General features: G+C 61.0%; 12 protein-coding genes and 3 pseudogenes. 6 read left to right on the forward strand and 9 right to left on the reverse strand.

Annotation, left to right across the window (positions count from 1 at the left end):
• Window positions 1-248 precede the first annotated feature (248 nt).
• From ISN39_RS11050 to ISN39_RS11070, 5 genes and pseudogenes are all read left to right on the forward strand, one after another.
• Complete coding sequence (locus tag ISN39_RS11050) at window positions 249-6131, forward strand: AAA family ATPase (protein WP_194727531.1); 5883 nt, start codon at window positions 249-251, stop codon at window positions 6129-6131.
• A gap of 852 nt (window positions 6132-6983) precedes the next feature.
• Entirely contained in the window at window positions 6984-7271 is a 288-nt protein-coding gene (locus tag ISN39_RS11055; RefSeq protein ID WP_246763184.1) for a hypothetical protein, read from the forward strand.
• Between the two features lie 65 nt (window positions 7272-7336).
• Window positions 7337-8302 (forward strand): annotated as a pseudogene (locus tag ISN39_RS11060) (PepSY domain-containing protein).
• 166 nt (window positions 8303-8468) lie between these two features.
• Window positions 8469-8759, forward strand: coding sequence for a hypothetical protein (locus ISN39_RS11065; RefSeq protein ID WP_194727532.1), 291 nt, complete (start codon window positions 8469-8471; stop codon window positions 8757-8759).
• A gap of 660 nt (window positions 8760-9419) precedes the next feature.
• A complete protein-coding gene (locus tag ISN39_RS11070; RefSeq protein ID WP_194727533.1) occupies window positions 9420-9695 on the forward strand; it encodes a hypothetical protein in 276 nt (91 codons plus the stop codon).
• Between the two features lie 214 nt (window positions 9696-9909).
• Here ISN39_RS11070 and ISN39_RS11075 read toward each other — a convergent pair whose 3' ends face one another.
• The 6 genes from ISN39_RS11075 to ISN39_RS11100 form a co-directional block, all read right to left on the reverse strand.
• Window positions 9910-12075 (reverse strand): cellulose synthase catalytic subunit, encoded by a 2166-nt coding sequence (locus ISN39_RS11075; protein WP_194727534.1) that lies wholly within the window; start codon window positions 12073-12075, stop codon window positions 9910-9912.
• Window positions 12060-13364, reverse strand: coding sequence for a hypothetical protein (locus ISN39_RS11080; protein WP_194727535.1), 1305 nt, complete (start codon window positions 13362-13364; stop codon window positions 12060-12062). The genes ISN39_RS11075 and ISN39_RS11080 overlap by 16 nt, the downstream gene beginning before the upstream one ends.
• A 35-nt stretch (window positions 13365-13399) precedes the next feature.
• Window positions 13400-14785, reverse strand: a complete 1386-nt coding sequence (locus ISN39_RS11085; RefSeq protein ID WP_194727536.1) for an HlyD family efflux transporter periplasmic adaptor subunit — start codon at window positions 14783-14785, stop codon at window positions 13400-13402.
• A 524-nt stretch (window positions 14786-15309) separates the two neighbouring features.
• On the reverse strand, window positions 15310-17079 hold the full coding sequence (locus ISN39_RS11090; RefSeq protein ID WP_194730159.1) for an adenylate/guanylate cyclase domain-containing protein: 1770 nt from the start codon (window positions 17077-17079) through the stop codon (window positions 15310-15312).
• Between the two features lie 7 nt (window positions 17080-17086).
• Complete coding sequence (locus tag ISN39_RS11095; RefSeq protein ID WP_194727537.1) at window positions 17087-18085, reverse strand: ABC transporter substrate-binding protein; 999 nt, start codon at window positions 18083-18085, stop codon at window positions 17087-17089.
• A 311-nt stretch (window positions 18086-18396) separates the two neighbouring features.
• Complete coding sequence (locus ISN39_RS11100) at window positions 18397-18636, reverse strand: transporter (protein WP_246763185.1); 240 nt, start codon at window positions 18634-18636, stop codon at window positions 18397-18399.
• A 121-nt stretch (window positions 18637-18757) separates the two neighbouring features.
• On the opposite strand from ISN39_RS11100, the gene ISN39_RS11105 reads away from it, so the two are divergent.
• Window positions 18758-19015, forward strand: coding sequence for a hypothetical protein (locus ISN39_RS11105; protein WP_194727538.1), 258 nt, complete (start codon window positions 18758-18760; stop codon window positions 19013-19015).
• 541 nt (window positions 19016-19556) lie between these two features.
• Here the strand turns inward: ISN39_RS11105 and ISN39_RS11110 are convergent.
• From ISN39_RS11110 to ISN39_RS11120, 3 genes and pseudogenes are all read right to left on the reverse strand, one after another.
• Window positions 19557-21206, reverse strand: coding sequence for a GMC family oxidoreductase N-terminal domain-containing protein (locus ISN39_RS11110; protein ID WP_194727539.1), 1650 nt, complete (start codon window positions 21204-21206; stop codon window positions 19557-19559).
• Window positions 21207-21220: 14 nt separating this feature from the next.
• A pseudogene (locus ISN39_RS11115) lies at window positions 21221-21998 on the reverse strand (3-ketoacyl-ACP reductase).
• Window positions 21998-23502, reverse strand: a pseudogene (locus ISN39_RS11120) (GMC family oxidoreductase). The pseudogenes ISN39_RS11115 and ISN39_RS11120 overlap by 1 nt, the downstream one beginning before the upstream one ends.
• Between the last annotated feature and the right edge of the window lie 15 nt (window positions 23503-23517).

Here is a 23517-nt window from a genome sequence, read left to right on the forward strand (position 1 = left end):
CCACTTCCGGAGCTTTGCTAATGATGCCGGGAACGTCGCGTTTCTGACCCCAAAGCGGAAGTTCATCGACCGGAGGAGACTGTCCCCTGCCGGTACACGGTCGAATGAGCAGACGAGATATGCTAGTATGCCTTCCGGCCAACTTGGGAGGACGAGGACAAAAAGACGGAGAATCTGCCAGGATCGCTAAGTCGGCGATGGCGTGCGGCAATCGACCCCTCGCGTTAGGCGCCGATGGAGATAACGCCTTGGAGGTGTTGTGGGAGGATAGTGAACGCGTGTTCTGCCGGGGACAGCGCCTGTGCGCTGACGGCCAGTGGAACGCTGTGCTGGCGGTGCTGCCCGCCGCCGAGCACCTGAAGCCCTCAAGCCTCGATCGCCTCGCCCACGAGTATCAATTGAAGGACGAACTGGATGGTGCATGGGCCGTGCGGCCGCTGGAGCTCGTGAGCGAAGGCGGTCGGACCATGCTGGTGCTCGAGGACCCCGGCGGCGAGCCGCTCGACCGCTTGATCGGCAAGCCCATGGAAGTGGGAAATTTCCTGCGTCTCGCGATCAGCATCGCTGTGGCGCTCGGTAAGGTTCACCAGCGCGGTCTCATCCACAAGGACCTCAAGCCGGCCAATATCCTGGTAACGGGCTCAGGCGCCGAGGTGCGGCTCACCGGCTTCGGCATCGCATCGCGCCTTTCGCGAGAGCGCCAGTCGCCCGAACCGCCCGAGGTGATCGCCGGGACGCTCGCCTATATGGCGCCGGAGCAGACCGGGCGCATGAACCGCTCGATTGATGCCCGCAGCGACCTCTATGCCCTTGGTGTGACCTTTTATCAAATGCTCACCGGCGTACTGCCGTTTACGGCTGCCGATCCGATGGAATGGGTGCACTGCCATATCGCACGGCAGCCGGTGCCGCCCACCGAGCGGCTGAAAGAAATCCCCGCCGCCGTCTCGGCAATCATCATGAAGCTGCTCGCCAAGACGGCCGAGGAGCGTTACCAGACCGCGGGCGGCGTCGAGCGCGACCTCAGACGCTGCCTTGATCAGTGGGAAACCGAGGGCCGCATCGGCGAGTTCCCGCTCGGTGAGTACGACACGCCCGGCCGTCTGCTGATCCCGGAAAAACTCTACGGGCGAGAGCGGGAGATCGAGATCTTGCTCGCTGCCTTCGAGCGGGTCGTCACCAGCGGGACGCCGGAACTGGTGCTGGTCTCCGGCTATTCGGGCATCGGCAAGTCTGCGATAGTTCATGAGCTGCACAAAGTACTGGTGACGCCGCGCGGGCTGTTCGCGTCCGGCAAGTTCGATCAGTACAAACGCGATATTCCGTATGCGACGCTGGCACAGGCTTTTCAGAGTCTCATCCGGGGGCTTCTCGCGAAGAGCGACGTCGATTTGGCACTCTGGCGCGACGCGCTTCTGGAGGCGCTCGGCCCGAACGGGCAGCTCATGGTCGATGTGGTCCCCGAGCTGAAGCTCATCATCGGCGACCAGCCACCGGTTCCGGAGCTTCCGCCGCAAGACGCGCAACGGCGATTCCAGCTGATATTCCGGCGGTTCATCAGCGTCTTTGCCCGGCCCGAACATCCGCTAGCGCTGTTCCTCGACGATCTCCAATGGCTCGACGCGGCGACGCTCGACCTGCTAGAGGATCTACTGACCCGGTCGGATGTCCAGCACCTAATGCTGATCGGTGCCTATCGCGACAACGAAGTCACCGCCGCCCATCCTTTGATGCGGAAGCTTGACGCGATCAAGACCGCCGGCGGCAAGGTCGCGGAAATCACGCTTGCGCCGCTTACTCAAGACCATCTCCGGCAGTTGATTGCGGATGCGCTCCACTGTCAGCCCGAGCGTGCAGCCCCGCTCGCACAGATGATGCTCGACAAGACCGGCGGCAATCCGTTCTTCGTCCGTCAGTTCCTGTTTTCTCTCGCCGAAGAGCGAATGCTCACCTTCGATCATGACGCGGCATGCTGGTCCTGGGATCTCGAGCGCATTCACGCCAAGGGATACACCGACAACGTCGTGCACCTCATGGTCGGCAAGCTCGCGCGCCTGCCGCCCGAAACGCGGGAGGCGTTGCAGCAGTTCGCCTGTCTCGGAAACATCGCAGATACCACGATGCTTTCACTCGTCCTCGAAACCCCGGAGGAGCAAGTCCCCGAGGCCCTGTGGCCTGCCGTCGCTCATGAACTGCTCGAGCGTCTGGCAGGCGCCTACCGGTTCGTCCACGATCGCGTTCAGGAAGCTGCCTATTCGCTGATCCCGGAGGAGCGGCGCGGCGAGTTGCACCTTCGCATAGGGAGACTGCTTGCGGCGAACACTGCGCCGGAGCTGATTGACGATTATGTTTTCGACATTGTCAGCCAGCTCAATCGCGGGTCCGCACTGATCACCTCAGCTGAGGAGCGCGAGCAACTGGCGAAGTTCAATCTGCTGGCCGGCAGGCGCGCCAAGGCCTCGACGGCATACGCCGCGGCGCTCAACTACTTCGTTGCCGGCACGACACTGCTGCCGGAAGACGCCTGGGAGCGCCAGCACCAACTGGCGTTCGCGCTTGAGCTGAACCGAGCCGAGTGCGAGTTCCTCATTGGCGCGCTGGCGGACGCGGAGGAGCGGTTAGCACAGCTTTCCAATTGTGCTGTCTGCTCCGACGACAAGGCTGCTGTCGCCTGCCTGCGCATCGATCTCTATACTGCGCTCGGTCAGACCAGTCGCTCCGTGGCCGTCGGTCTCGACTACCTCCGGCAGCATCTCGGTATAGACTGGTCGCCACATCCAGGCGACGAGGACGCGCGCCGCGAATACGCGCGAATCTGGTTGCAGGTCGGGAGCCGGACGATCGAGGAGCTCATTGATCTGCCATTGATGAGCGATCCGGCCTCCCTCGCGGCGCTGGATGTTCTGACGAAGCTCGTGTCGGCCGTTTGGCATACCGATGCGAATCTAGCGTGTATGGCGATCTGCGGAGCGGTCAATCTCAGCCTCGAGCGAGGCAACAGCGACGGCTCCTGCTACCACTATGTATCGCTTGGCCATGTTGCCGGGCCGCGCTTCGGCGACTATGCGGCCGGATTTCGATTTGGGCGGCTCGGATACCAACTGGTCGAACACCGCCAGCTGAAGCGCTTCCAAGCCAGGACCTATAAGGACTTTGCGGCTCACGTCTTACCTTGGACGAGACATGTCCGGGCCGGCCGCGACATCTTGCGGCGAGCGCTTGAAATTGCCAACCAGAGCGGCGACCTCACCTTTGCCGGATACAGCTATGTCAGTTTGAATTCGAACCTGCTGGCGGCGGGCGATCCGCTTATCGAAGTGCAACGCCAAGCGGAGATTGGCCTCACGTTTGCGCAGAAGGTGCGATTCCAGTTCGTTATAGACCTTGCCAGCGCGCAGCTCGGCCTCGTCCGGACGCTGCGCGGGTTGACCCAGAAATTCGGCTACTTTGACGATTGCGGATTTGACGAACTTGAGATTGAGCGCCGGTTTTCGCACAATCCAGATTTGGTTCTTGCGGAAACCTGCTACTATGTGAGAAAACTCCAGGCGCGGTTCTTTGCGGGCGACTATGAGGCAGCCGTCGATGCGTCATTGAGGGCGCAGCGGCTACCTTGGATATCCGTGGCGCCATTCGAAGAAACTGCGGAGCATCATTTCTACGGCGCCTTGGCCCGCGCCGCCTGCTGCGACTCTGCTGCCGCTGACAAGCGCGTTCGGCATTTGGAGGCTTTGGCCGCCCACCACAGACAGCTTCAGGTCTACGCGGAGAACTGCCCGCAGAACTTCGAAAACCGCGCCGCATTGGTCGGCGCGGAGATTGCGCGGATTGAAGGCCGGCCTTTAGAGGCCATGGATCTTTTCGAACAAGCCATTCGCTCGGCCCGCGACAACAGCTTCGTCCAAAACGAAGCCCTCGCCTATGAACTGGCCGGCCGCTTTTACTCGGCGCGCGGGTTTGAAGAAATCGCGCGCATGTATCTGAGGAACGCCCGGCACGGCTATCTGCGCTGGGGCGCCGATGGCAAGGTGCGGCAACTCGACGAGATGTATTCATACCTCCGGAAGGAGCCTGTGGCCGTTCCGACGGGCGTGGTCGGGACCTTGCTAGAGCAACTCGACCTCGCGATGGTGATCAAGGTCTCACAAGCCATATCGGGCGAGATCGTGCTGGAAAAGCTAATCGATACGCTGATGCGCACCGCCATGCAGCAGGCCGGTGCCGAGCGAGCCGTGTTGGTGCTTGCTTGGGGGCCTGTGCAGCGGATCGCGGCAGAGGCGACGACAAGCGGCGATGCGGTGAGCGTGCATCTGCGCGAGGAGGCGATCTCCGAGGCCGTGCTGCCGCAGGCCGTGCTTCAATACGTGCAGCGCACGCAGGAGACCATCATGCTCGATGATGCCGCGGGCCAGTCTCCGTTTGCTGCGGATCCTTATGTCCGACAGCGCACCGCCCGATCGGTCCTGTGCCTGCCACTGCTCAATCAAGCGAAGCTCATCGGGATGCTGTATCTCGAGAACAACCTTGCCCCCCATGTCTTCGCCCCGGCCAGTATCGCGGCGCTGAAGCTCATCGCCTCGCAGGCGGCGATCTCGCTGGAGAATACGCGGCTGTACCGCGATCTCGCGGAACGCGAGGCGAAGATCCGGCGCCTGGTCGAGGCCAACATTATCGGGATCATCATTTGGGATTTCGAAGGTCGGATCATCGAAGCCAATGACGCTTTTCTCCGCATGGTGGGTTACGACCGTGATGATATCGTCTCTGGTCGCCTGCGCTGGACGGACCTGACGCCGGCCGAGTGGCTCGAGCGCGATGTTCAACAGTTTGGGCCAAAGCTGAAGATGACCGGGAGCTTGCAACCCTTTGAGAAGGAGTATTTCCGCAAGGACGGCAGCCGTGTGCCCGTGCTGATCGGCGTCGCCACGCTACAAGAAAGCGGGGACCAAGGCGTCGCTTTCGTGCTCGATCTGACCGAGCGCAAGCGCGCGGAAGCGGCAGTCCGGCGGAGCGAAGAAGAGCTTCGTGATGTCATCGAGACCGTTCCGGCAATGGTGTGGACCGCCCTGCCCGACGGCAGTGTCGACTTTATGAGTCAGCGTTGGCAGGAGTTCACAGGCCTCTCTCCGGAGGAATCGTTGGGATCGGACTGGGGAGCCGCAGTTCACCCCGAAGACCGTGAGCAACACGAGGGTAGGTGGCGTGCGTCCCTCGACACGGGCCACTCGTTTGAGGCCGAGATGCGTCTCCGCAGCGCTGCTGGTGGAGATTATCGCTGGTTTTCGGACAGAGCCGTGCCGCTGCGGGATGAGGACGGAAACATTCTCAAATGGTATGGGTTCGTTGTCGACATCGAAGACCGCAAGCGAGCCGAGGAGGCGCTGCACAAAGCGGAGGCCGAGCTCGCGCATGTGGCGCGCGTGGCGACAATGGGGGCGCTAACTTCCTCCATCGCCCATGAGCTCCACCAGCCGCTGGGCGCCATCGTCACCAACGCTAATGCGGCCTTGCGCTGGCTCGCCGGCCAGCCCCCCGACATCGATGAGGTGCGGGAGACGCTGGGGCGCATCGTCCGGGATGGCCACCGGGCCGGCGAGGTGATCGGGGGGATGCGCGCGCTGATCAAGAAGACCGCCGCCGTCACGGCTCGGGTGGACCTGAACGGCCTCATCGAGGATGCGGTCGCCCTCGTCCAAAGCGAGCTGCGCCGCCACCGGATTTTGCTGCGGACCGAGCTGGCGGACGATCTGCCGCCCGTGGCGGGTGACCGGGTGCAATTGCAGCAGGTGATTCTCAACCTGATGATGAATGGCATCGAGGCCATGAATGAGGTGGCGGACCGGCCGCGCGAGCTGCTGATTACGTCGCGTCGCGAGGCATCCGGGGCAGTGCTGGTCGCCGTGCACGACACCGGCACCGGGTTCGACCCGCAGAGTGCGGAGCAGGTGTTCGCACCGTTCTACTCGACGAAAGCAGAGGGCCTCGGCATGGGCCTGGCGATCTGCCGGTCGATCATCGAAGCGCACGGGGGGCGATTGTGGGCAAGCGCCAATGAGCCTAGGGGTGCCGTGTTTCAGTTCACTTTGCCGTCAACACAAAATGAGATTGCTCCCGCCGAGCATGCCGGGTGACTGCCAGTGGCGTGAGCCTGCGAGTCCTGATTGGACGGTAGCTGAGAGCCGTCCGACAATGGCACGGGTTCTACTTCCTGCATTCAAGCCTGAGAGGCCGCAATAGCTTCGGTTCATTACGCAACCAAGGGCAGGAAATATCCTTTGTCGGCTGACAAGCCTGGCTTCTCCGCGTCTGACCACTGACCACCAACCCCTTGCGGGTCATTCCGGAATATCTCGATGTGGGGCGGCTTCGGGCCAGCAGCGGAAGATCGCTGACTTCCGGAATGCGCCAGCTAGTCTAGCGGTCGTTGACATCAGGCTCAAATGTCCGCAGCGGACCAAACCGTGGCGTGGCGTTGCCGTGACTGTCCTCGAGCGCGAATGTTCAAGCGCGTTCAGAAAGGGAAGCACCTTAATGGATGCCGATGGACCAATTGTCACTCCTTTCACTCGCCTGCTCGGTATTCGCCATCCAATCGTGTCAGCCCCGATGGGGCGTGCCTCACGGCCGGACTTGCCGCAGCAGTGACCAACGCCGGCGGCCTCGGCGGGCTTGGTTTCAGTTGGGACAGCCCACAACGCATCGAAGAGCTGGTTGGTGCCATGCGATGCTGGGCGCATCAGGTGTGCTTTCGGACCCATTGCTGACGTGTCTGCGAGGCGGCAATACTGAAACCATCAGCCCCCTCGCATTCCCGTAGTCCGACCAATTGTGTCCAGTGACTTTTAACCGCAACTGTGCGATGGGCACTCTATGAAGACCCTGCGGCTCATACCGCGAGACAGGATATCTGCAACAGCCATTGCGATGCTGCTCGCTTATCTGTTGCTGTTGCAGTGCTCTTGTCGGGCACGTCGCAAGGAACAATGGCAGCCCCTGCGGTCGATCCGCTCCACGCCATCTGCTTCTCATCGGGGTCCGTTGGCCAGGCAACGGACGATGAAAGCCCGGCCAAGAAGTCGATTGACTGCCGGTGCGGCATGCTCTGCCGCCTGGCTTCAACAGACATGCCGGCGATCGTCGGCGGAGAGGACCCGGTCGCTTTTGCCGCCCTTGAAGTTGCGATCGGCGCGGCGATTCTCTTTGAAGAGGTCGCCTCGCTGCCGCTCCGTCGTCTGATCGCCGAGCCTCGCGCCCCTCCGCTTTTCTCCTGATATCGCCGTTCAATCGCCGACCGCACATCGCGGATTGGCCGAGTTTTGATGTTTTGGAGTCACCAATGACGGACCTGATCATCGGGCAGGAGACCACCGGCGCTGCCGTGCCACCCGCGTCCGACCTCTATCGCGCCGTGTGGCGCTGGCACTTCTATGCAGGCCTGCTGATCCTGCCTTTTATGATCACTCTGGCGATCACTGGAGGCCTTTATCTCTTTCATAGCGAGATCGACGCGGTTGAAGCGCCGGGTGTTCTGGCGTGACACCCATGCGATCACCGGTATCCTCGTCGGCTTCTTCATCGTCTTCCTGGCCATCACCGGCATGCCCTGGTCCGGCGTCTGGGGCGCGAAGATCAACGAATGGGCGAATGGCAACAATTTCGGCTATCCGGCCGGGGTCCGCGTCGCCGTGCCGATGTCCGACGAACATCTCGATCATGTCGCGAAGACGTCCTGGTCGCTCGAGCAGGCACAGGTGCCGCAGTCGCCCGACCATCAGCACGGCGCTACCCCGATCGGCCTTGATGAAGCGGTCGCCACATTCGACCGCCTCGGCCTGCATCATGGCTATGCAATCAACGTCCCGACGACGTCGACCGGCGCTTATACTGGCTCGGTCTATCCCGACGATCTGTCGCAGCAGCGCGTAGTGCACCTCGACCAGTATTCCGGAAAGCCGCTCATCGACATGAGCTATACGGACTATGGGCCGCTCGGCAAGTGGCTCGAATGGGGCATCAACGTTCATATTGGGCAGGAGTTCGGGCTGGCGAACCAGATTGTGCTACTTGCGGTCTGCATCGCGATCGTCATGCTCGCAGTCTCTGCCGGCGTCATGTGGTGGAAGCGCCGGCCGGCGGGCTCGCTCGGCGTGCCGCCCTGCCGTCCGACAAGCGGGTGTTTCGGTGCCTGCTGGCAATTCTGATCGCTGGAGGTATCGTCTTTCCGCTGGTCGGACTATCTCTCGTGACTATGCTTGGGTTGGATTGGGGCTGCTCGAAGCTTTTGAGGCTGCGAACGGCCTGAACGAAGACGTCATCGCCGGAATGGCGTCCTCCTCGCGACCGCGCACATGCACACCGACAAGGCAATGCCTTCATTCAGGTCATACCTGGCCGTGCCGGCGACGTGAATGACTGCATCAGCGTCCTGACTGGCGAGTTCCGGTGGCTTGATGCCAAGGAGGTGACGCTTGTCCTTTCGAAGCCCGAAGCCGGCATTGAGCCGTTCACCGCACCGCCAGATGATGGCAATCGAACCGGGCGACAACGACAAGCTCAAGGAGCTTGAAGGCCTGCTCACTCTGGACGGCACCAAATTCCGGTATTTCACCGGCGTCTCGCGCCCGGAGCTGGTGTGCCCCGATAGCTACGTTCTGGACCAGTATTATCTCGATCTGCCAGGCAGAAAGGCGGCTCAGGTAGCCCTCCTTCTCGACTACAGAACCAATCCGCCGCAGTACCCTGTTGGCAAGCCTGGATGAGGGCGAATAAACCCCCGGCTCTGATCACGTGGGCGTAACGACCCGCTTTTCACTGCACCCGGGCGGAGGCCTACCGTGCCGACCCGCCGGACGCCAAGCTTCATTTCTCTGAAACCGGCCATTTCGCTCTCAAGGAATACCTGAACGAAATCGCCGCTTTGATCTCCGAATTTCTAACGAGCTTTAGGTGAAGCGTCCACGGAACCGAGCGACAATATCCCTCGGTATAGGCCCGCGATATCCAAGATCAATATTCGGGGCGTGGGGGGCTTGCTAAAGTTTCTGAACGGAAACCAACTCGGACATCACGACAATGCGACACGTCCCCACCCGCGACACTTCTCGCGGACACGCGCTACCCGTTGCGTTTGCCGGAATAGTACTGAGTATGATCGGCGCTTATGCCGTCGGCCTCGCCCTCATGTCGACAAAGCCCGCCGGGACGCGTATCTACGTCCCCATCCTTGCCGAATGCGCCATTCCCGAGTGCGGGGCATCGCCGGGGGCGACCTGCTCCGTCAACGGCGAGTTTGTCCGTATGAAGGTCGGACCGACCGAGCGATGTTCATAAAAGGTGCACGCCTTCCCCACGCACGTACCGGCGAAGGCAACGTAGCAAGCAACTGAGTTCGCCTGCATCCCCCACACCGGAGCGATAACATGGATGTGATCACGAACCTCAACAAGATGACGCCAGGCGAGAAGTACGGCGTTATTCGTCTCCTAAGCCGCAGGCTCCACTTCTCCGCCATTCTGGCGAAGCAACGCGGCGACGATTTCTGGGACAGGTTGGAGCGCCTGGCCGATCGGCTGCTCCGCGAGAGCGATGCTATGGTCACGGGGGGACCGTGCATCTCCGATCCCATCCTGGTCGAGGCAGCGGACCTGCTCGCTCGGTTCGACAACGCGGCCGTTGAAGACGTTTCCAAAGGATGATTTGAGTAACACGTCAAGCAACATTGGTGAATCGCAGAAAAATGTCGATCTTAACTCCGTTCTATCGAAACATATTCTGATTAACGGATAGAAAACCCGGTTTGCCTACCGATCGCTGACATAGAGCATAGAAGCTTGAATGATAGCCAACTCCCAACCGTTGAAGTTCGAGGTTTCCTGAGGCATCCGGACCAAGCGTTAGCAGTCGTTCCGCTCACTCCGCCAGAGGCGGCGCAGCACTCGCCGCTCCGATCCGCAAAAGCGGCGCCCTTGGTGCAACACGCGACCTCCGCCACCGTAGCAGAGCCTGCCGCGATCTGACGCTGACGGCGTGCTTTTCGATGCTACCGGCAAGCTTCGAGGGGCGATCGAACGCGCGGCGCCAGAGGCCGCGGATGGCGGCCAGCGGATAGGCGCGGGTGGGCATGGCCTGCGGCATCTCGCTGAACAGGCGCTGGATCATCTTCCGGCGTACATCCTCGGCGGTCTGCCGGATTTCCCAGTCGTAGCGGCGGTCCCGGACTGCGACGATGGACATGGATAGGCCGAGGCGCGCCCTATCCACGCCGCTCACCCTGCCCGCGACGTCGAAGTCGGCGAAGGGCGAAAAGATCACGATGTCGCCTGCACGAATCTGCCCGGCCGTCCGATTGTCATGCAGCGTGATCTCGGCCTTGCTGATTGAAATGGTGTCGACCGTGCAGGGCATACGATTGCCGTCGCGTGCAAGATCTGCCTGCCGTGCGACCGGAAACCGGATGCTGTCAAGCGGCTCGCGCGGAAGTTCTATGCAAACGAGCAGGGAAACGAAGGCATAGACCATGACGACCATGCCCCACGCGACGCTGAAGCCGTCGAGGTCGTTGTAGGTGCCCATCAGGGGACCGTTGAGCATACCCATGAACGTCAGGATGATGACCAGGAGGAACGTCCCGGCGATCGGGTAAAGAACATCGACGCGCGCCCGGTCCTCGCCCTTGGCCGTGACCTTGAACGGCCGCCCGAACGGATGGATGAGGGCGTGAAGCAGGGCGATCGTGATAGGGATCGCCGACACCATTTGCGACACTTCCGTAAAGAGCGGCATGCTGCGCCGGCCAGAAACCCAGGCATGAAATACCCACATGCCGCCGACCATCGGAAGCGCATAGAGGAAGAAGGCTTCCGGTTCCATCTGGATCGCCGGCAGGCCGAGGAAGTAGTAGAGGATCGGCGCTGCCATCAAAAGCAGGATGAACGGGCGGCAGAACCAGAAGAGCAGTCCGTGGAAATAATGCAGCCGTTGCAGGAAGGTGTATCCGCGGCCGAAGAACGGGCCATCCCGGAGCAGCGCGACCTGAATGGTTCCGAGGCACCAGCGGCAGCGCTGGGTAATATAGCCTGAGAGGCTTTCGGCCGAGAGCCCGACGCTCAGGCGTTCGTTCAGCCAGCGGGTCTTCAAGCCCTTCTGCAGCAGCCGGTAGGTCAGGTGGATATCCTCCGTGACCGTTTCCTGCGGCATGCCGCCAATCAGGCCGAGCGCATCGCGCCGAACGATGCAGGACGTGCCGACGCAAAAGGCAGCCCCCCATCCGTCCTTCGACGGCTGCATGACGTCGAAGAAGATGCGCTGGTCATCGACCCATGCCTTCGATGCCAGGAGGTTATGCTGGACGGGGTCGGCATTGTAGTAGAACTGCGGTGTCTGGATGAGCCCGATCCCTGGATCGGCGAACTGGCCGACGGTGCGCTTCAGGATGGCGCGTTGCGGCGCAAAATCGGCGTCGAGAATGAGGATGAAGGGCGCGTTGGTCTCCTTCGCCGACTGCCGGATGGCATTGTTGAGATTGCCGCCCTTGGCGCCCACATTGTCGCCGCGCCGCAGATATCGCACGCCAACCTCGGTGCAATAATCCTCCAGCCAGTCGCGGCGTCCGTCATCGAGCACCCAGACAGTGAAATTCTGATAGTCGATCGCCTTTGCGGCAAGGATCGTGCGCTCCAGAATGGATAGCTCTTCATTATAGGTGCAGATGAAGACATCGACGGCCGGCGGCGATGCGGCGCCGGCGATGGTGAGTTCGCTCGCGTCCGCAGCCGCACTGTGGTCCGTCCGCCGGAAGAAAAAGACGATCGAAAGCACCGTATAGAAGATGACGACGATTTCGAAAGAGAGATAGGCGCGCGGCCACAGCGCATAGGCGCTCCATTCGAAGTCCGGCAGCGTCTTGGTGATGCGGAAATAGAGATAATTCAACAACATGACGATGAGGATCATGCCGAAGATGACGCGATCCTTGCCCCGGCGGCTGTCGAGCAGCCAGGCGCAGCCCATGATGAGCGCAAGCGCCAGCAGCGAGAAGAGAATGGCGTCCGAGAGAGTGACTACTTCGGGGGACATGGGCTATCCTTGCTGATCAGCGCCTGGCCCGCGCGGCCGAGGAAAGGGTTGAGGTCAAGCGCGGCAAGCACGGCCCAGCCGGTCGCCCCGATATGCGGAAGACGGTAATATTTGAAATCGCCGGGCGAGGAGTTGGGACCGACCTGAAGGCCTGTCGAAAGCTGCTCGTTGACCGTCGCATAGATGAGTCCGCCGGGCGTGACCTGGGCAGCGATGGTCTTGAACAAGGGTTCGGCCTTTTCGGGCTGTCCGGCAAGCCGCAGAACGAGTGCTGCCTGCGCCGTGCCCTCGAGCCAGATGCCGTCCCGGTCGCTGTTGAAGTCGAAGCCGCCATCGACGCCATGGTTAAGCTCGGTCCATTCCATGACCCGCTCGACCTTGGTCTTGAAGTCCGGCACGGCGATCAACGGCCACAATTCGGCGTCGAGCCCCGACATCGCGATATTCGGAGCGTTGCTGTCGGGGGCGCTGCCGATATAGAAGCGCCCCTCGCCGTCGTCCCACATGGCACGAAGGAACTTCAGAGCGCTGTCGCCGCGGTGGGTCCAGTCGCCGCCGGCGTCCAGACGCGCAAGCCAGCTATCCGCGGCGTAGATATCCAGATTGTGTTCCGTCGATTTCCAGGTCATGCGCTCAGGCGCCGGCTCATGGCCGAAAAAGCCGCCGAAATAACCCGGGCTTTGTGGATCTGCCGTGCTGCGATGGATCCAATCCATGATCTTGCGTGCGGTGTCGAGATAGGCCGGCTGTTCCGTCTCCTCGTAGGCCATCAGCAGCGCCAGCGCGCCCCATGCGGTGCTGCCCGTCGCACTCCCGACTTGGTAGCCGTCCTCGATCCAGGAATTGCTGGCCGCACTCCAATAGCCGGGCAGCAGCATTCCCTCCTTGCCCGAAACGACCGGACCGGACCGGTAGGCATTTCTCAGCCGTCCATCATGATAATGACGGTCCGTCTCCACGGCGAGCACAAGGGCATCGGCGATGCGGCGCGCTTCGGCCTTTCGCTTGCAGCCGTAAAACGCCATTAGGGCAAGCGCGTTGTCATAGGTAAAGCCGGTGTTTTCCAGAGCCGGATGGAGCGCCGAGCCGCCGTTTGCCGGTTCGAAACTGCGCAGGACGAAGGGCTGCGCCGGATCGCCGCCCATCTGGGCAGCCAGCCCGTCGCAAAGCGTGCAGGCAAGCTCCTGATGTTCGCTATCGGCAAGCGCCGGGAATGCTGGCAGGACAATCACTGCCGCGGCGAGCAGCAGCAAGCGTCCTATGTTGATGGTCGATCTCAGATGCTTCATTGTTGACCCTCATCAATGCAGCGGAAAAACCAGCGTTACGGATTGGTGGGTTCGGCAGCGGCTGAGCGCGGCGCCGTCGCCTTGTCGAAAAGCGCGGACGCCGAATGTATCGTCCCGGGCGACGCCAGCCTGTCCATCGCCAGCTTCGAATAGCGGGCGATCCGGGAGACGATCGTCTCGCCCAATGAGACGATCACATCCTCGCCAACATGACATCCAAAGAATTTGTCGTTGTTCTGATGCGCCGGACCGCCTCCCTTGCCGGCCGGTTCGTCGATCTTGACGAGCACATAGACCTCGTGGCCTTCGGCTTCCGGAAACTTCGCGTAATAGCGATTTTCCGGGCCTGAGTTGAAGTAGCGCACGATCTTGTAGATATGGGCGTCGCGCTTGACGCCGAGGCTGCGGAAATTGACCATCGCCGGCATGCCGATCTCGAGCGACGTCACATCGCGGCTGCGATAGACGGCGGCAGCAAAGGCCTCGTTGCAATCCAGCGATTTTGCCACCGGCTGGCCCTGCATCACGAAATCGCCGAAGGATGCGTCGACGCTGACGATCTGGCCATGGCGCTCGGCGACGACCTCGGCGGCCCCGGTCTTGCCAAGCCGACCCTCCTCCCGTGCGATCAGGTTTTCGACCTGCTGCTTGCGCTCCGTCATCTGGTTGATCTCGATGTTGTCTTCGGCGATCTCGCCGGCAAGCTTGGTGCGCTGCATTTCAAGCGTCAGCAGATTGGCGGCGACGGTACCGCCGGTGTAGATGTCGCGTTCGACGAGCGACAGGACAATCTCGTTGCGGCGCAGTTCGCCGCGCGCGGAGTCGAGTTCGTACTGCGCGGCGTTACGCTTCTGGCGCTGCGGTTCGATGCTGGCCTCGGAGATCAGCTTCTTCTTCAGAAGCACCAGCTGCCTCTGCAGCAGGGCGTTTTGTTCATTGAGCCGCGCCTCGTAGGTCTGCACGTTGTAACGGGCATTCTCGATGACCGCCGAAAGCTCGCTGATCACGCCGTCCTTGACGTCCGCGATCTGGCTCTTGACCTTCTGGAGCTGGTCGGTGCGTTCCTGAACGACGCTTCTCGTATTGTTCAGCTTTTCGGTGAGATCGAGCTTCTCAAGCCGCAAGCCGGTCAGCGACGTCTGGTCCTGGTTGGGATTGGAGACCGTCGCCATGACATCGCCGAGCTTGACGACTTGTCCGACCTGCAGGGAAATCCTGTCCACCCTGCCGTAAATCGGCGAGGCGATCATTTGCACCGGCGCATTGATGACTGCGCGCGTGGAGACAATGAAAAACTGATTGGGGATCATCGCCATGGCGATCGTGAAAATCAGCATAAAGGCGAACACATAACCAAGTGCCCTTGATACTGAAAGTATCTTATGATCACGCGGATCAAGTAATAGATTTTCGTCCTTCATTTTCGCCAATCCTGACTTTTTACACTACAGGCCGAATAGAAGGGCGTTTCCATGTATATTTTTTATTAGTTATATTTTATATCGATGAAACTCGAGTATGCAAACGAAATTTTTTCTATGGTCTCGATGTTTAGATTCAATATCGGTACGAGAAGTATCACCGATAATGCAATCAACCATCTTGTTTAAGTAATTCATGCAATTAATACGCGCAGAACTGGATGCAATCGCGTTTCATCCATCCTCGAGCTCGCCTCTTCTAGTCCGCGGAATTTCGGCGCGATGGCCGCGACGTGCATGCTGACCAGAAGTTGTCAGATCGCTAAAACGCACAGTTTAAGCTAATCGCTCGTTATCATTATAAAAGATCGAGCTTTCCCAAGCTGCTGCTTGTCGACGCGCATGAAGTCGAATCCATCGCCCGCACCTAACGCGATGGCCGCTGTCAAAGAGCAAGAGAATTGGCCGCGAGATTATGGCGCAAAGTTGCCGCAGGCTTACGGCCAAACCTAACTTTTCGACCCTCATCCGGATGGCATGGCATCCGACCTAGCGCTTCCCGTTCCGAGCTCATACGCTGGTACTTGCTCATCGAAACCTTTGAGCTGCCGCGGGCCGAGCGCGACCAATGAAATTTTGCCACGCACGGATTGCGCCACGGCGTGATCGACGAGGATTTGCTGATCATCGGCGGACGAACAGAGTCGCGACGCAAGGTTCACGACATGTCCGATCGCAGTGTAGTCAACACGGGCTTCATAACCAATTCGGCCGACCGTCGCCCATCCCATCGCCAGTCCTATGCCGAAGCCAATCACATGACCGCGCAGACGCCATTCGGCGATCAGGCGCTGGATGGCGTCCTGCATGTCGATCGCCATCTCAACAGCACGAAGCGCCGGGTCTGCGCATGGCACCGGGGCGTTGACGAGCACCATCAAACCGTCTGCCGCGAAGTTGGTCAGCGTGGCCTCGTAGCGTGTAATGATCGCGCCGAGTGCCTCATAGTACTCCCGCAAGACCTGCATGATCTCCTCGGGTTCGGTGTGCGCCGAAAAAGCGGTGAAGCCACGTAAATCGCAGAACACAGCGACGACTTCTGCGCGCTGTCCGGCGAGCACGCTCTCGTCGCCGGACTTTTCGACGAGTTCCGCGACCTGCGGCGCCAGAAAACGCTTCAGCCGTGCAATCCGCTCTGAACGATCCCGCGATACGGCGAGTTCTTGCGCCATTTTATTGAACCGGTCCGCTAGCCGTTCGAATTCGTCTCCTGTGGCGATGTCGATCCGGTGCTCGAACTGTCCAGCACCGATTTTTTCGGTGCCTTCCTCCAGCAGGCGGATTGGTCCGGTCATCCGCCTGGCAAGCCAGTAGGCAAGCGCCGATGCGAAGACGGCGGCGGCGAACAGCAGGCCACCCGTCCGCCACAATGAAGCATACAGCGGTGCGAAAGCCTCGGCCTGCGCCTGCTCCACGAACACGGTCCAACCGAGATTGGGGATCGCCGCCATGGCGGTCACAACCGGTTCATTCTCGGCGTTGCGGGCCGTGGTCGCCTGTCCGCCTGTGGCGGCAATTTCGTCCCGCAATCTGATGAGGGCCGCCGCTGTCTTCTCGTCAGTGCCCTGCAACACCTTGCTGATATCGGGGTGGGCGATGAGCCGGCCGGTCTGATCGAGAACAAACGCCCGGCCACTACTACCGACGCGAATTTCCGAAACGACTGTCCAGACAAGCTTCAGGTTGATCTCCGCGACGACGATGCCACCTGCCTTGCGGTTTCCGGCCATGGCCATGGTCATGAACGGTTCGGAGCCATGGCGGAAGGTGACTGGCCCATACCATGTGCCATTCGAACGAACTCCCACGACAGCAGGATCGCCAGAGCGATCCGATCCGCCTTCCATCCTGTTCAAGTCAGTACGGGAGACATGCAGCCGTTCGACGCCGACATCGTCAACAAGGGTGATGCTGACGATCGCCGGGACTCGTCGCATCACTCGTAATGCATCCAGCCGATGCTGTCCCTCATCCTGGGTCCAGGATTGCTGGACCGTCCAACCCAGTTGATCCTTGATGCCGTCGAGAAAGCTCTGAATTTTGCCGGCCGCCGATGTGGCCTCTACCCTTAGTAGAGCGCTGAGCATGGCACGCTGGTCGCGATAGCCGAACCAGGCGTCGCCGATGCCGCTAACAGCCAGCGGGACAATGACCGCAGCGAAGAAGGCGAGGAAGTACTTCCGGAACAGCGATCGGCGCATCGGGGCGGCTTGGAGCTGGACCGAACGCCACACACCATCCTCACTCGATGACTTCATCAGCCATCAGCAAAACGGTCTGCGGCAGCTCGATCCCGAGGGCATTGGCTGTTTTCAGATTGACCGACAAGTCGAACTTCGTCGGCTGCTCGATCGGCAACGCCCCTGGGTTGGTGCCTTTCAAAATGCGATCGACATAAAAGGCGAGCCGATGTTGCATTTCGCCATAGTTAGCCGAATAGGCCATCAGACAGCCATCTGCAACGTACCACGAGCCCCAAGCCATGGTGGGCAGGCGATGCTCGATCGCCAAGGCGGCGATTCGCGACGACTGGTCGGCCAGCATGAGGTCGGGAAGCACGAAGGCAGCTTGAGCGCCATCGGCCTTCATGCGCGAGAACGCAGCATCGAGTTCGCCCGGCTCGCTGACTTGCTGGAGGCTCAACGCCACTCCGAGGTGGCGGGCAGCTTGCTTGGTGTCCGCTTCGAAGGGGAGATATGACACCACCGGGTTTGCCAGCACGCCGACAGTGGCAAGCCCCGGTATGGCCTCCATCAAAAGCTGCAGGCGTTTGGCAGCTAGTTCGGTGGCGTAATAAGTGACGCCCGTGAGATTGCCCCCAGGTTTTGCGAGGCTGCTCGCCAAGCCTACCGCAACCGGGTCACCGCTGATGATGGTCACGATTGGAATCGCATCGGTCGCTCCTTGAGCAGCATGCGCCGCCGGCTGAGACGATGTCACGATCACATCCACGGGGAGCTGCACCAGGTCCCTCGCCGCGGCCGCAAGGCGACTGTCTTGCTTACTCGCGCTCCGGCACTCGAAGCTGAGTTCGTGCAGCGTGTAACCCAGGTCGTGAAGCCCTTGCATGAACATTCCGAACTCACTGGTTTCGCTCGCATACGGCATACCGCAGGGCGACCATGCGAGAAGGCCGATTCGTGGCGTCTTGGCCGACGTCTGCTGCGCGCCGGCGATGGCAGGAAAGCTCATCGCAAGAGCAACTGCCAGGCAAAAGTAGTGTCGTCGTTTCGGTTTCATCCGAACACCCCTCGCCGACCACGGCACATGGCGGATGGATGGTGAGATCAAGCTAATTGCTGCAAGCTGACATTTCGACGCGCCCCTTCCCGAGAAGGAGCGACCGACGAACAAGCCAAGATATTCAGGGGACGAAAGTATAGTCGATATTGTCGCGGATTGGTAGCGCAGACGGGACATGGAGGCGTGTCCAACCAATCTCTTAGGCGGCGAATAGCGATTGAGACGGCGGCGAACGTCCCCAATCGGCGGTGGGTTCAATTGATCGCTGCAACACTCTGCGAACCTCTCCGCTGGTGAGACTGTCAGCGTCAGCCACGGTTCTCCGCTCCGAACTCGCAGTAGCCCTTCAGGTTCACATACCCGTCGGTGGTGTCGTTGGCTTCGAATTTGTAACCGATCTGCGGGCCGATGCCAAAGACGCGGGATTTGAAGTCCCCGAGCGTCGCACCCACGCCGCTATCGCCTGTCAACTGCCGGAAGATGTAATCCGACCAGACCGTATGGGTGTGCTCATCGACGAACTGCAGCCGCCCAGTCGATGTGGGCATCGATGCCGCTCCGAAATGCCGGCCTACTTTGCGAGCGCCTCGCTCGCCCTTCTCATAAAACTCGACAACAGAAAGCTTAAAAGCCAGGCTGTGTTTCGACATGCAAAACCCCCGAAGGTTGATGTCCAACATTCGGGGGTCAGTTCTGGCGGGCTTTTTATTACCTTACTGCTGCGCCGGAGGCGTTGCCGGCGGTGTTGCCGGTGCCGGTTCGGTAGCCGGCGGCGTTGCCGGTGCCGGAGTTGCCGGGGCCGGCTCGGTTGCCGGTGGCGTTGCCGGTGCGGTCGACGTTGCCGGTGGCGTTGTAGCTGGCGGCTGGGTCGTTGTTGTCTCGCCGGCGGGCGGTGTGGCTGGCGGTGCACTCGTGCGCGGCCAGTAAATCGCTGCAAGGGCTATGATTACAACAACAGCCGCGATACCGATCCACATTGCCCATGGTGACCGGCGGTCGCTTCCCGGTGTCGAACGAACATCCGGTCCAGGTCTATTAAAATCATTGGTCATAGTAGTCCTCCTGTACACTCTAAAACTACTAAGTGCATAAAAGGTTCCATGCTGTGTTATGATGCGACGCTCGAATATTGCAAAACCGCCTAAGTTTCGAATGCTATTCCTCTTCGGACATTCGCAAAGCGGTGTCTGCCGCACATCGCATCGAAAGCGATTATACCATCTTTTGCTCTTCCGATCGCAAAAAAGAGGAATTCGATATTCGGAAAGGTGATTTGCGCTCGTCATGATGCCGTGGCAGCATTCGCCTCCAGCATTCCGGCTTTGGCCGGCAGCATGACTGTCACCGAACAAGCATGAAAATCGTGCCCATGGGAGGGAAACATGTCCGATCAACTGCCGATGTTCATCCTTCAATCGATCGTTATCTTCGGCCTCGTCGGCGCGCTCTTCATTCGCGCCTGACCTGTCTAGCGAACGTCTGACCTTGCTCTCGGCCGCGTGTCGTTGCGTTCCCAGGAGAAGATGGCGCGTGGCAAGGGTTCGCGCCCGCGAATGATGTCGGCTCCCTTCTCCCCGACCATGATCGTCGGACCGTTGGTATTGGGAACACGCGGCATGACGGAGCTGTCGCACACGCGCAGTCCCTCCAGCCCCCTCACCTTCAGATCGAGACCCACGACGGCCATGGCATCCGCGCCCATCTTGCACGTGCCGACTGGATGGTGATCCGTCTTGGCATTGGCGCAGCCGTAGTCGAAAAGCTGCTCGTCGGTGACGACGCCGCTTCCCGGCAGCTTCTCCTCCAGCACATAAGGCTTCAACGCCGCCTGCTGCATGATCTCGCGGGCGATCTTCAAGCCCTCGATCGACATCTTCCGGTCATGCGGATCGCTCCAGTAATTCGGGTCGATCAGCGGCGCATCCGCCGGATCGGCAGATGCGAGACGCACGGTGCCGCGCGAGCGCGGATGCAAATAAGCGGAATTCAACGTCACCCCGGCGTTCTTCAGCCGGGCGACGCCCGCCTCGATACCGGAGCCGAGGCCGAGATGGAACTGGACATCGGGGGACCGCGCGTTTGGATCCGCATACCAAAAGCCGCCGGTCTCGAAGAGCGAGGAGGCCACGGGGCCTGAGCGGAAGAGCACATATTGCAAGCCCGCCCAAAGCGTGCGGTGCAGCTTGGCGACGCCGTCATAAGTGTGGTCGCCGGTGCATTCGGAAAGGACGAAGAGGTCGAGATGATCCTGCAGATTGCCGCCGACGCCGGGCAGATCATGCTTCACATCCACGCCAACAGCTTTCAGATGGTCCGCAGGCCCGATTCCGGATTGCAGCAGCAGCTTCGGCGACCCGATAGCACCAGAAGAAGCGAGGACCTCCCGCTCGGCGCGGATGAGCTCGACGCCGTTGCGTCCGGCAACCTCGACGCCGATCGCTTTTCTACCCTCAATCACGATCCTCACAACGCGGGCATTCATCCGGATGGTCAGGTTACCCCTGTCTCCGATCGGTGACAAATAGCCGAGCGAGGCCGAGGAGCGGCGGCGGTCGCGCTGCGTAAGCTGATAGAAGCGGACGCCCGCCTGCTGCCGGCCGTTGAAATCGTAGTTATAGGGAATGCCGAGCTCTTGCCCCGCCCGGATATAGGCGTCGCAAATCGGCAGCGCGGAAACCGGCATCGAAACGCCGAGCGGTCCGCCATAGGAATGGTAGTCGTCGGCAAAACGCTGATTGTCTTCGGCGCGTTTGAAGTAGGGCAGAAGGGAGCGATAATCCCAGCCATCGCAGCCCTCCTCGCTGGCCCAGAGATCGTAGTCGGCGGCATTGCCCCGCGTATAGAGCTGCGCATTGATCGACGAGCCGCCGCCGATGACCTTGGCCTGCGTATAGCGCAGCACCCTGCCCTTCATGTGCCTCTGCGGCACCGTCTCCCAGCCCCAGCTCGCGACGCCCTTCGTCATCTTGGCAAAGCCTGCCGGCATGTGGAACAGCGGGTTCCAGTCGCTGCCGCCTGCTTCCAAAAGCAGCACTTTGACATTTGGATCGTCGCTCAGACGGTTGGCGAGAACGCTGCCCGCCTGGCCGCCGCCGGTGATGATGTAGTCGTATGCCATCCCAAATCCCCCGCTCAAAGGCGGCCGATCGAAAGCCCGCCACCAGCATCGATCACCGAGCCCGTGGCAAAGCCGAAGCTCCCCGACGCGAGGGCTGCGACGATCGCGCCGATGTCCTCGGCCTTCCCCCAGCGTTTCATCGGCACGAGCCCGCCTGAAATCAACGCCTCGTATTTTTCGGATACCGTCGCCGTCATCGCCGTGCGGATGATGCCTGGCCGCACTTCGAAGACGCCAATGCCGCTCTCGGCAAGCCGCACCCGCCAATCCCTTGGTGAAGGCTGAAAGGCCGGCTTTGCTGATGCAGTAGTCCAGCCGCTCCGGCGACGTCAGCTCAGAGGAAACGGAGGTGATGTTGACGATCGAACGGGTTGCCTGCCCGGCGCCGCTTGCCAGCATCGCCTTGACGACCGCCTGCGTGAAGAACACCGTCCCCCGCAGATTGGTGTCGAGCACCGCGTCGAAATTCTCCGGCTTCAGCTCGATGAAGTCGCCGCGGACAATCGAGCCGATGCCGGCATTGTTCACCAGGCAGTCGATCGCCCCGAATGTCTGCAGGACGTCCTCGATGGTTGCGGCATGCCCGTCAAGGTCCGCCAGGTCAGCCTTCAGATAAGAGGCGTCGACCCCGAGCGAACGCAATGTCTCGACCACCGGATCGTTCGCCCCGGCATCCTCTATTCCGGTGATCGCGACGTCATGCCCCGCCTTCGCCAACGCCTCGGCAATAGCCAGTCCGATACCTTGTCTCCCTCCGGTGACAAGCGCGACCGGCCGCCTTCCCTGTGCCATCACGCGAGTTCCTTCTGCAGGATATGATCCCCGACGCGCAGCGCCTGCGCTGCCACCGTCAGCGCCGGATTGACCGCGGCGGACGTCGGCAGATAGCTCGCATCGACGACGAAGAGGTTCGGATGGTCGTAGGCGCGGCACCAGATGTCGAGCGGCGCCTGCGCCGGATCGTTGCCGATTCTGATCGTGCCGCACTGATGCGACGGCGTGCGCTTGTCGAATGGCCGCGAGAGCACCAGAGGAAAGCCCGCCGCCCTCAGCGCCTGCTTCAGCTTCTTCACCAGCATCAGATGCGCCGGCCAGTTCGTCCGCACCCACTGCAACAGAATGCGCTCGCCATCGACCATGATGCGGCTTTCGGGATGCGGAATGTCCTCGCTCATCGCATAGAAATCGATCGCATGCGCCGAGAGTTTGTTCAGCATCCATTCCGGCAGCGACGGCATATTGGCCTTGAGGATGGCGCCGGAAACGCGGCCGAGCAGCTGGACATTGCCGAGCGGCGGCCCGCTCTCGCCGTCCGTGAGGTAATAGTCGTTGAAACCGAAGGTCTTCTGATAGATCGCGTCGTTTCGATAGGTCGGCGAGACCGCGATCACGGCGCTCGAATTGTGGTTCATGAAATTGCGGCCGACCTGGTCCGAGCTGTTGGCGAGCCCTTTTGGGTTCTTCTCGTCCGCCGAGCGCAGCAGCAAGACGGCGGATTGCACCGCGCCGGCCGCAAGGATCACGAGCTTCGGAGAGACCGCCTCGTCGGCGCCATCCTTGCGGTAATGAACCGTCTCGTGCGCTTGCCGTCAGCCGCCGCTTGAAGCCGTGTCACCCGCGATCCGGTCTGCAGCCGGACGTTCGGATGCTGCAGCGCCAGCGCAAGGCCGATCGTCTCGGCATCCATCTTGCCGTCGAAACTGTTCGGATGCGCGTCCCAGGGCGTCTTCGCCTTGGCAAGCCAGCGCTCGATATCGATGCCGAGCGGCAGCGAATACGGATGCAGGCCGTTCCGCTTCATCCGCTCGCGCACAAGCGCAATCGACGGCTCGTCGGGCACGGGCGGAAAGGCGTAGTTCTGCGAATGTACAGGCTCGGTAGGGTCTTCGCCGATCTGCCCGCGCACCTGATAAAGCTGCTCCGCCCGGCTATACCATGGCTCCAGTTCTTCGTAGGCAAACGGCCATGCGGGCGAGATGCCTTCCAGATGCTGCATCTCATAAAAATCCTCGCGCCGGTAGCGCACCATGACCGCTCCGAAGAACTTCGAATTGCCGCCGACATTGTAGTAATTGCCGGGATTGAACGGCTTGCCATCCCTCTCGTACCAGAATTCCTTTGGCCGGAAGTGGCCGCGCTGGAAGATCGCGCGCTGGTCGCGGTTCTCCGGCCGGTCCTCGATATGCCCGCCCGCCTCAAGGACGAGGATATCGGCGCCAGAAGGAGCAAGCGCGGCAGCGATGGTCGCTCCGCCGATCCCCGAGCCGATGATGACGATGTCCTGCTGCTTCACCAAGCGATCCTCCCAGAA

Origin of the sequence: Rhizobium sp. 007 (genome assembly GCF_015353075.1) — a bacterium.
Lineage (GTDB): Bacteria > Pseudomonadota > Alphaproteobacteria > Rhizobiales > Rhizobiaceae > Rhizobium.

What these genes read in the sequence shown, in the direction of transcription:
- ISN39_RS11055 (WP_246763184.1), top strand. Translation starts at nt 6,984, where the DNA reads ATGGCAGCCCCTGCGGTCGATCCGCTCCACGCCATCTGCTTCTCATCG.
- ISN39_RS11070 (WP_194727533.1), top strand. Translation starts at nt 9,420, where the DNA reads ATGGATGTGATCACGAACCTCAACAAGATGACGCCAGGCGAGAAGTAC.
- ISN39_RS11075 (WP_194727534.1), bottom strand. Translation starts at nt 12,075, where the DNA reads ATGTCCCCCGAAGTAGTCACTCTCTCGGACGCCATTCTCTTCTCGCTG.
- ISN39_RS11080 (WP_194727535.1), bottom strand. Translation starts at nt 13,364, where the DNA reads ATGAAGCATCTGAGATCGACCATCAACATAGGACGCTTGCTGCTGCTC.
- ISN39_RS11085 (WP_194727536.1), bottom strand. Translation starts at nt 14,785, where the DNA reads ATGAAGGACGAAAATCTATTACTTGATCCGCGTGATCATAAGATACTT.
- ISN39_RS11095 (WP_194727537.1), bottom strand. Translation starts at nt 18,085, where the DNA reads ATGAAACCGAAACGACGACACTACTTTTGCCTGGCAGTTGCTCTTGCG.
- ISN39_RS11100 (WP_246763185.1), bottom strand. Translation starts at nt 18,636, where the DNA reads ATGCCCACATCGACTGGGCGGCTGCAGTTCGTCGATGAGCACACCCAT.
- ISN39_RS11105 (WP_194727538.1), top strand. Translation starts at nt 18,758, where the DNA reads ATGTCCAACATTCGGGGGTCAGTTCTGGCGGGCTTTTTATTACCTTAC.
- ISN39_RS11110 (WP_194727539.1), bottom strand. Translation starts at nt 21,206, where the DNA reads ATGGCATACGACTACATCATCACCGGCGGCGGCCAGGCGGGCAGCGTT.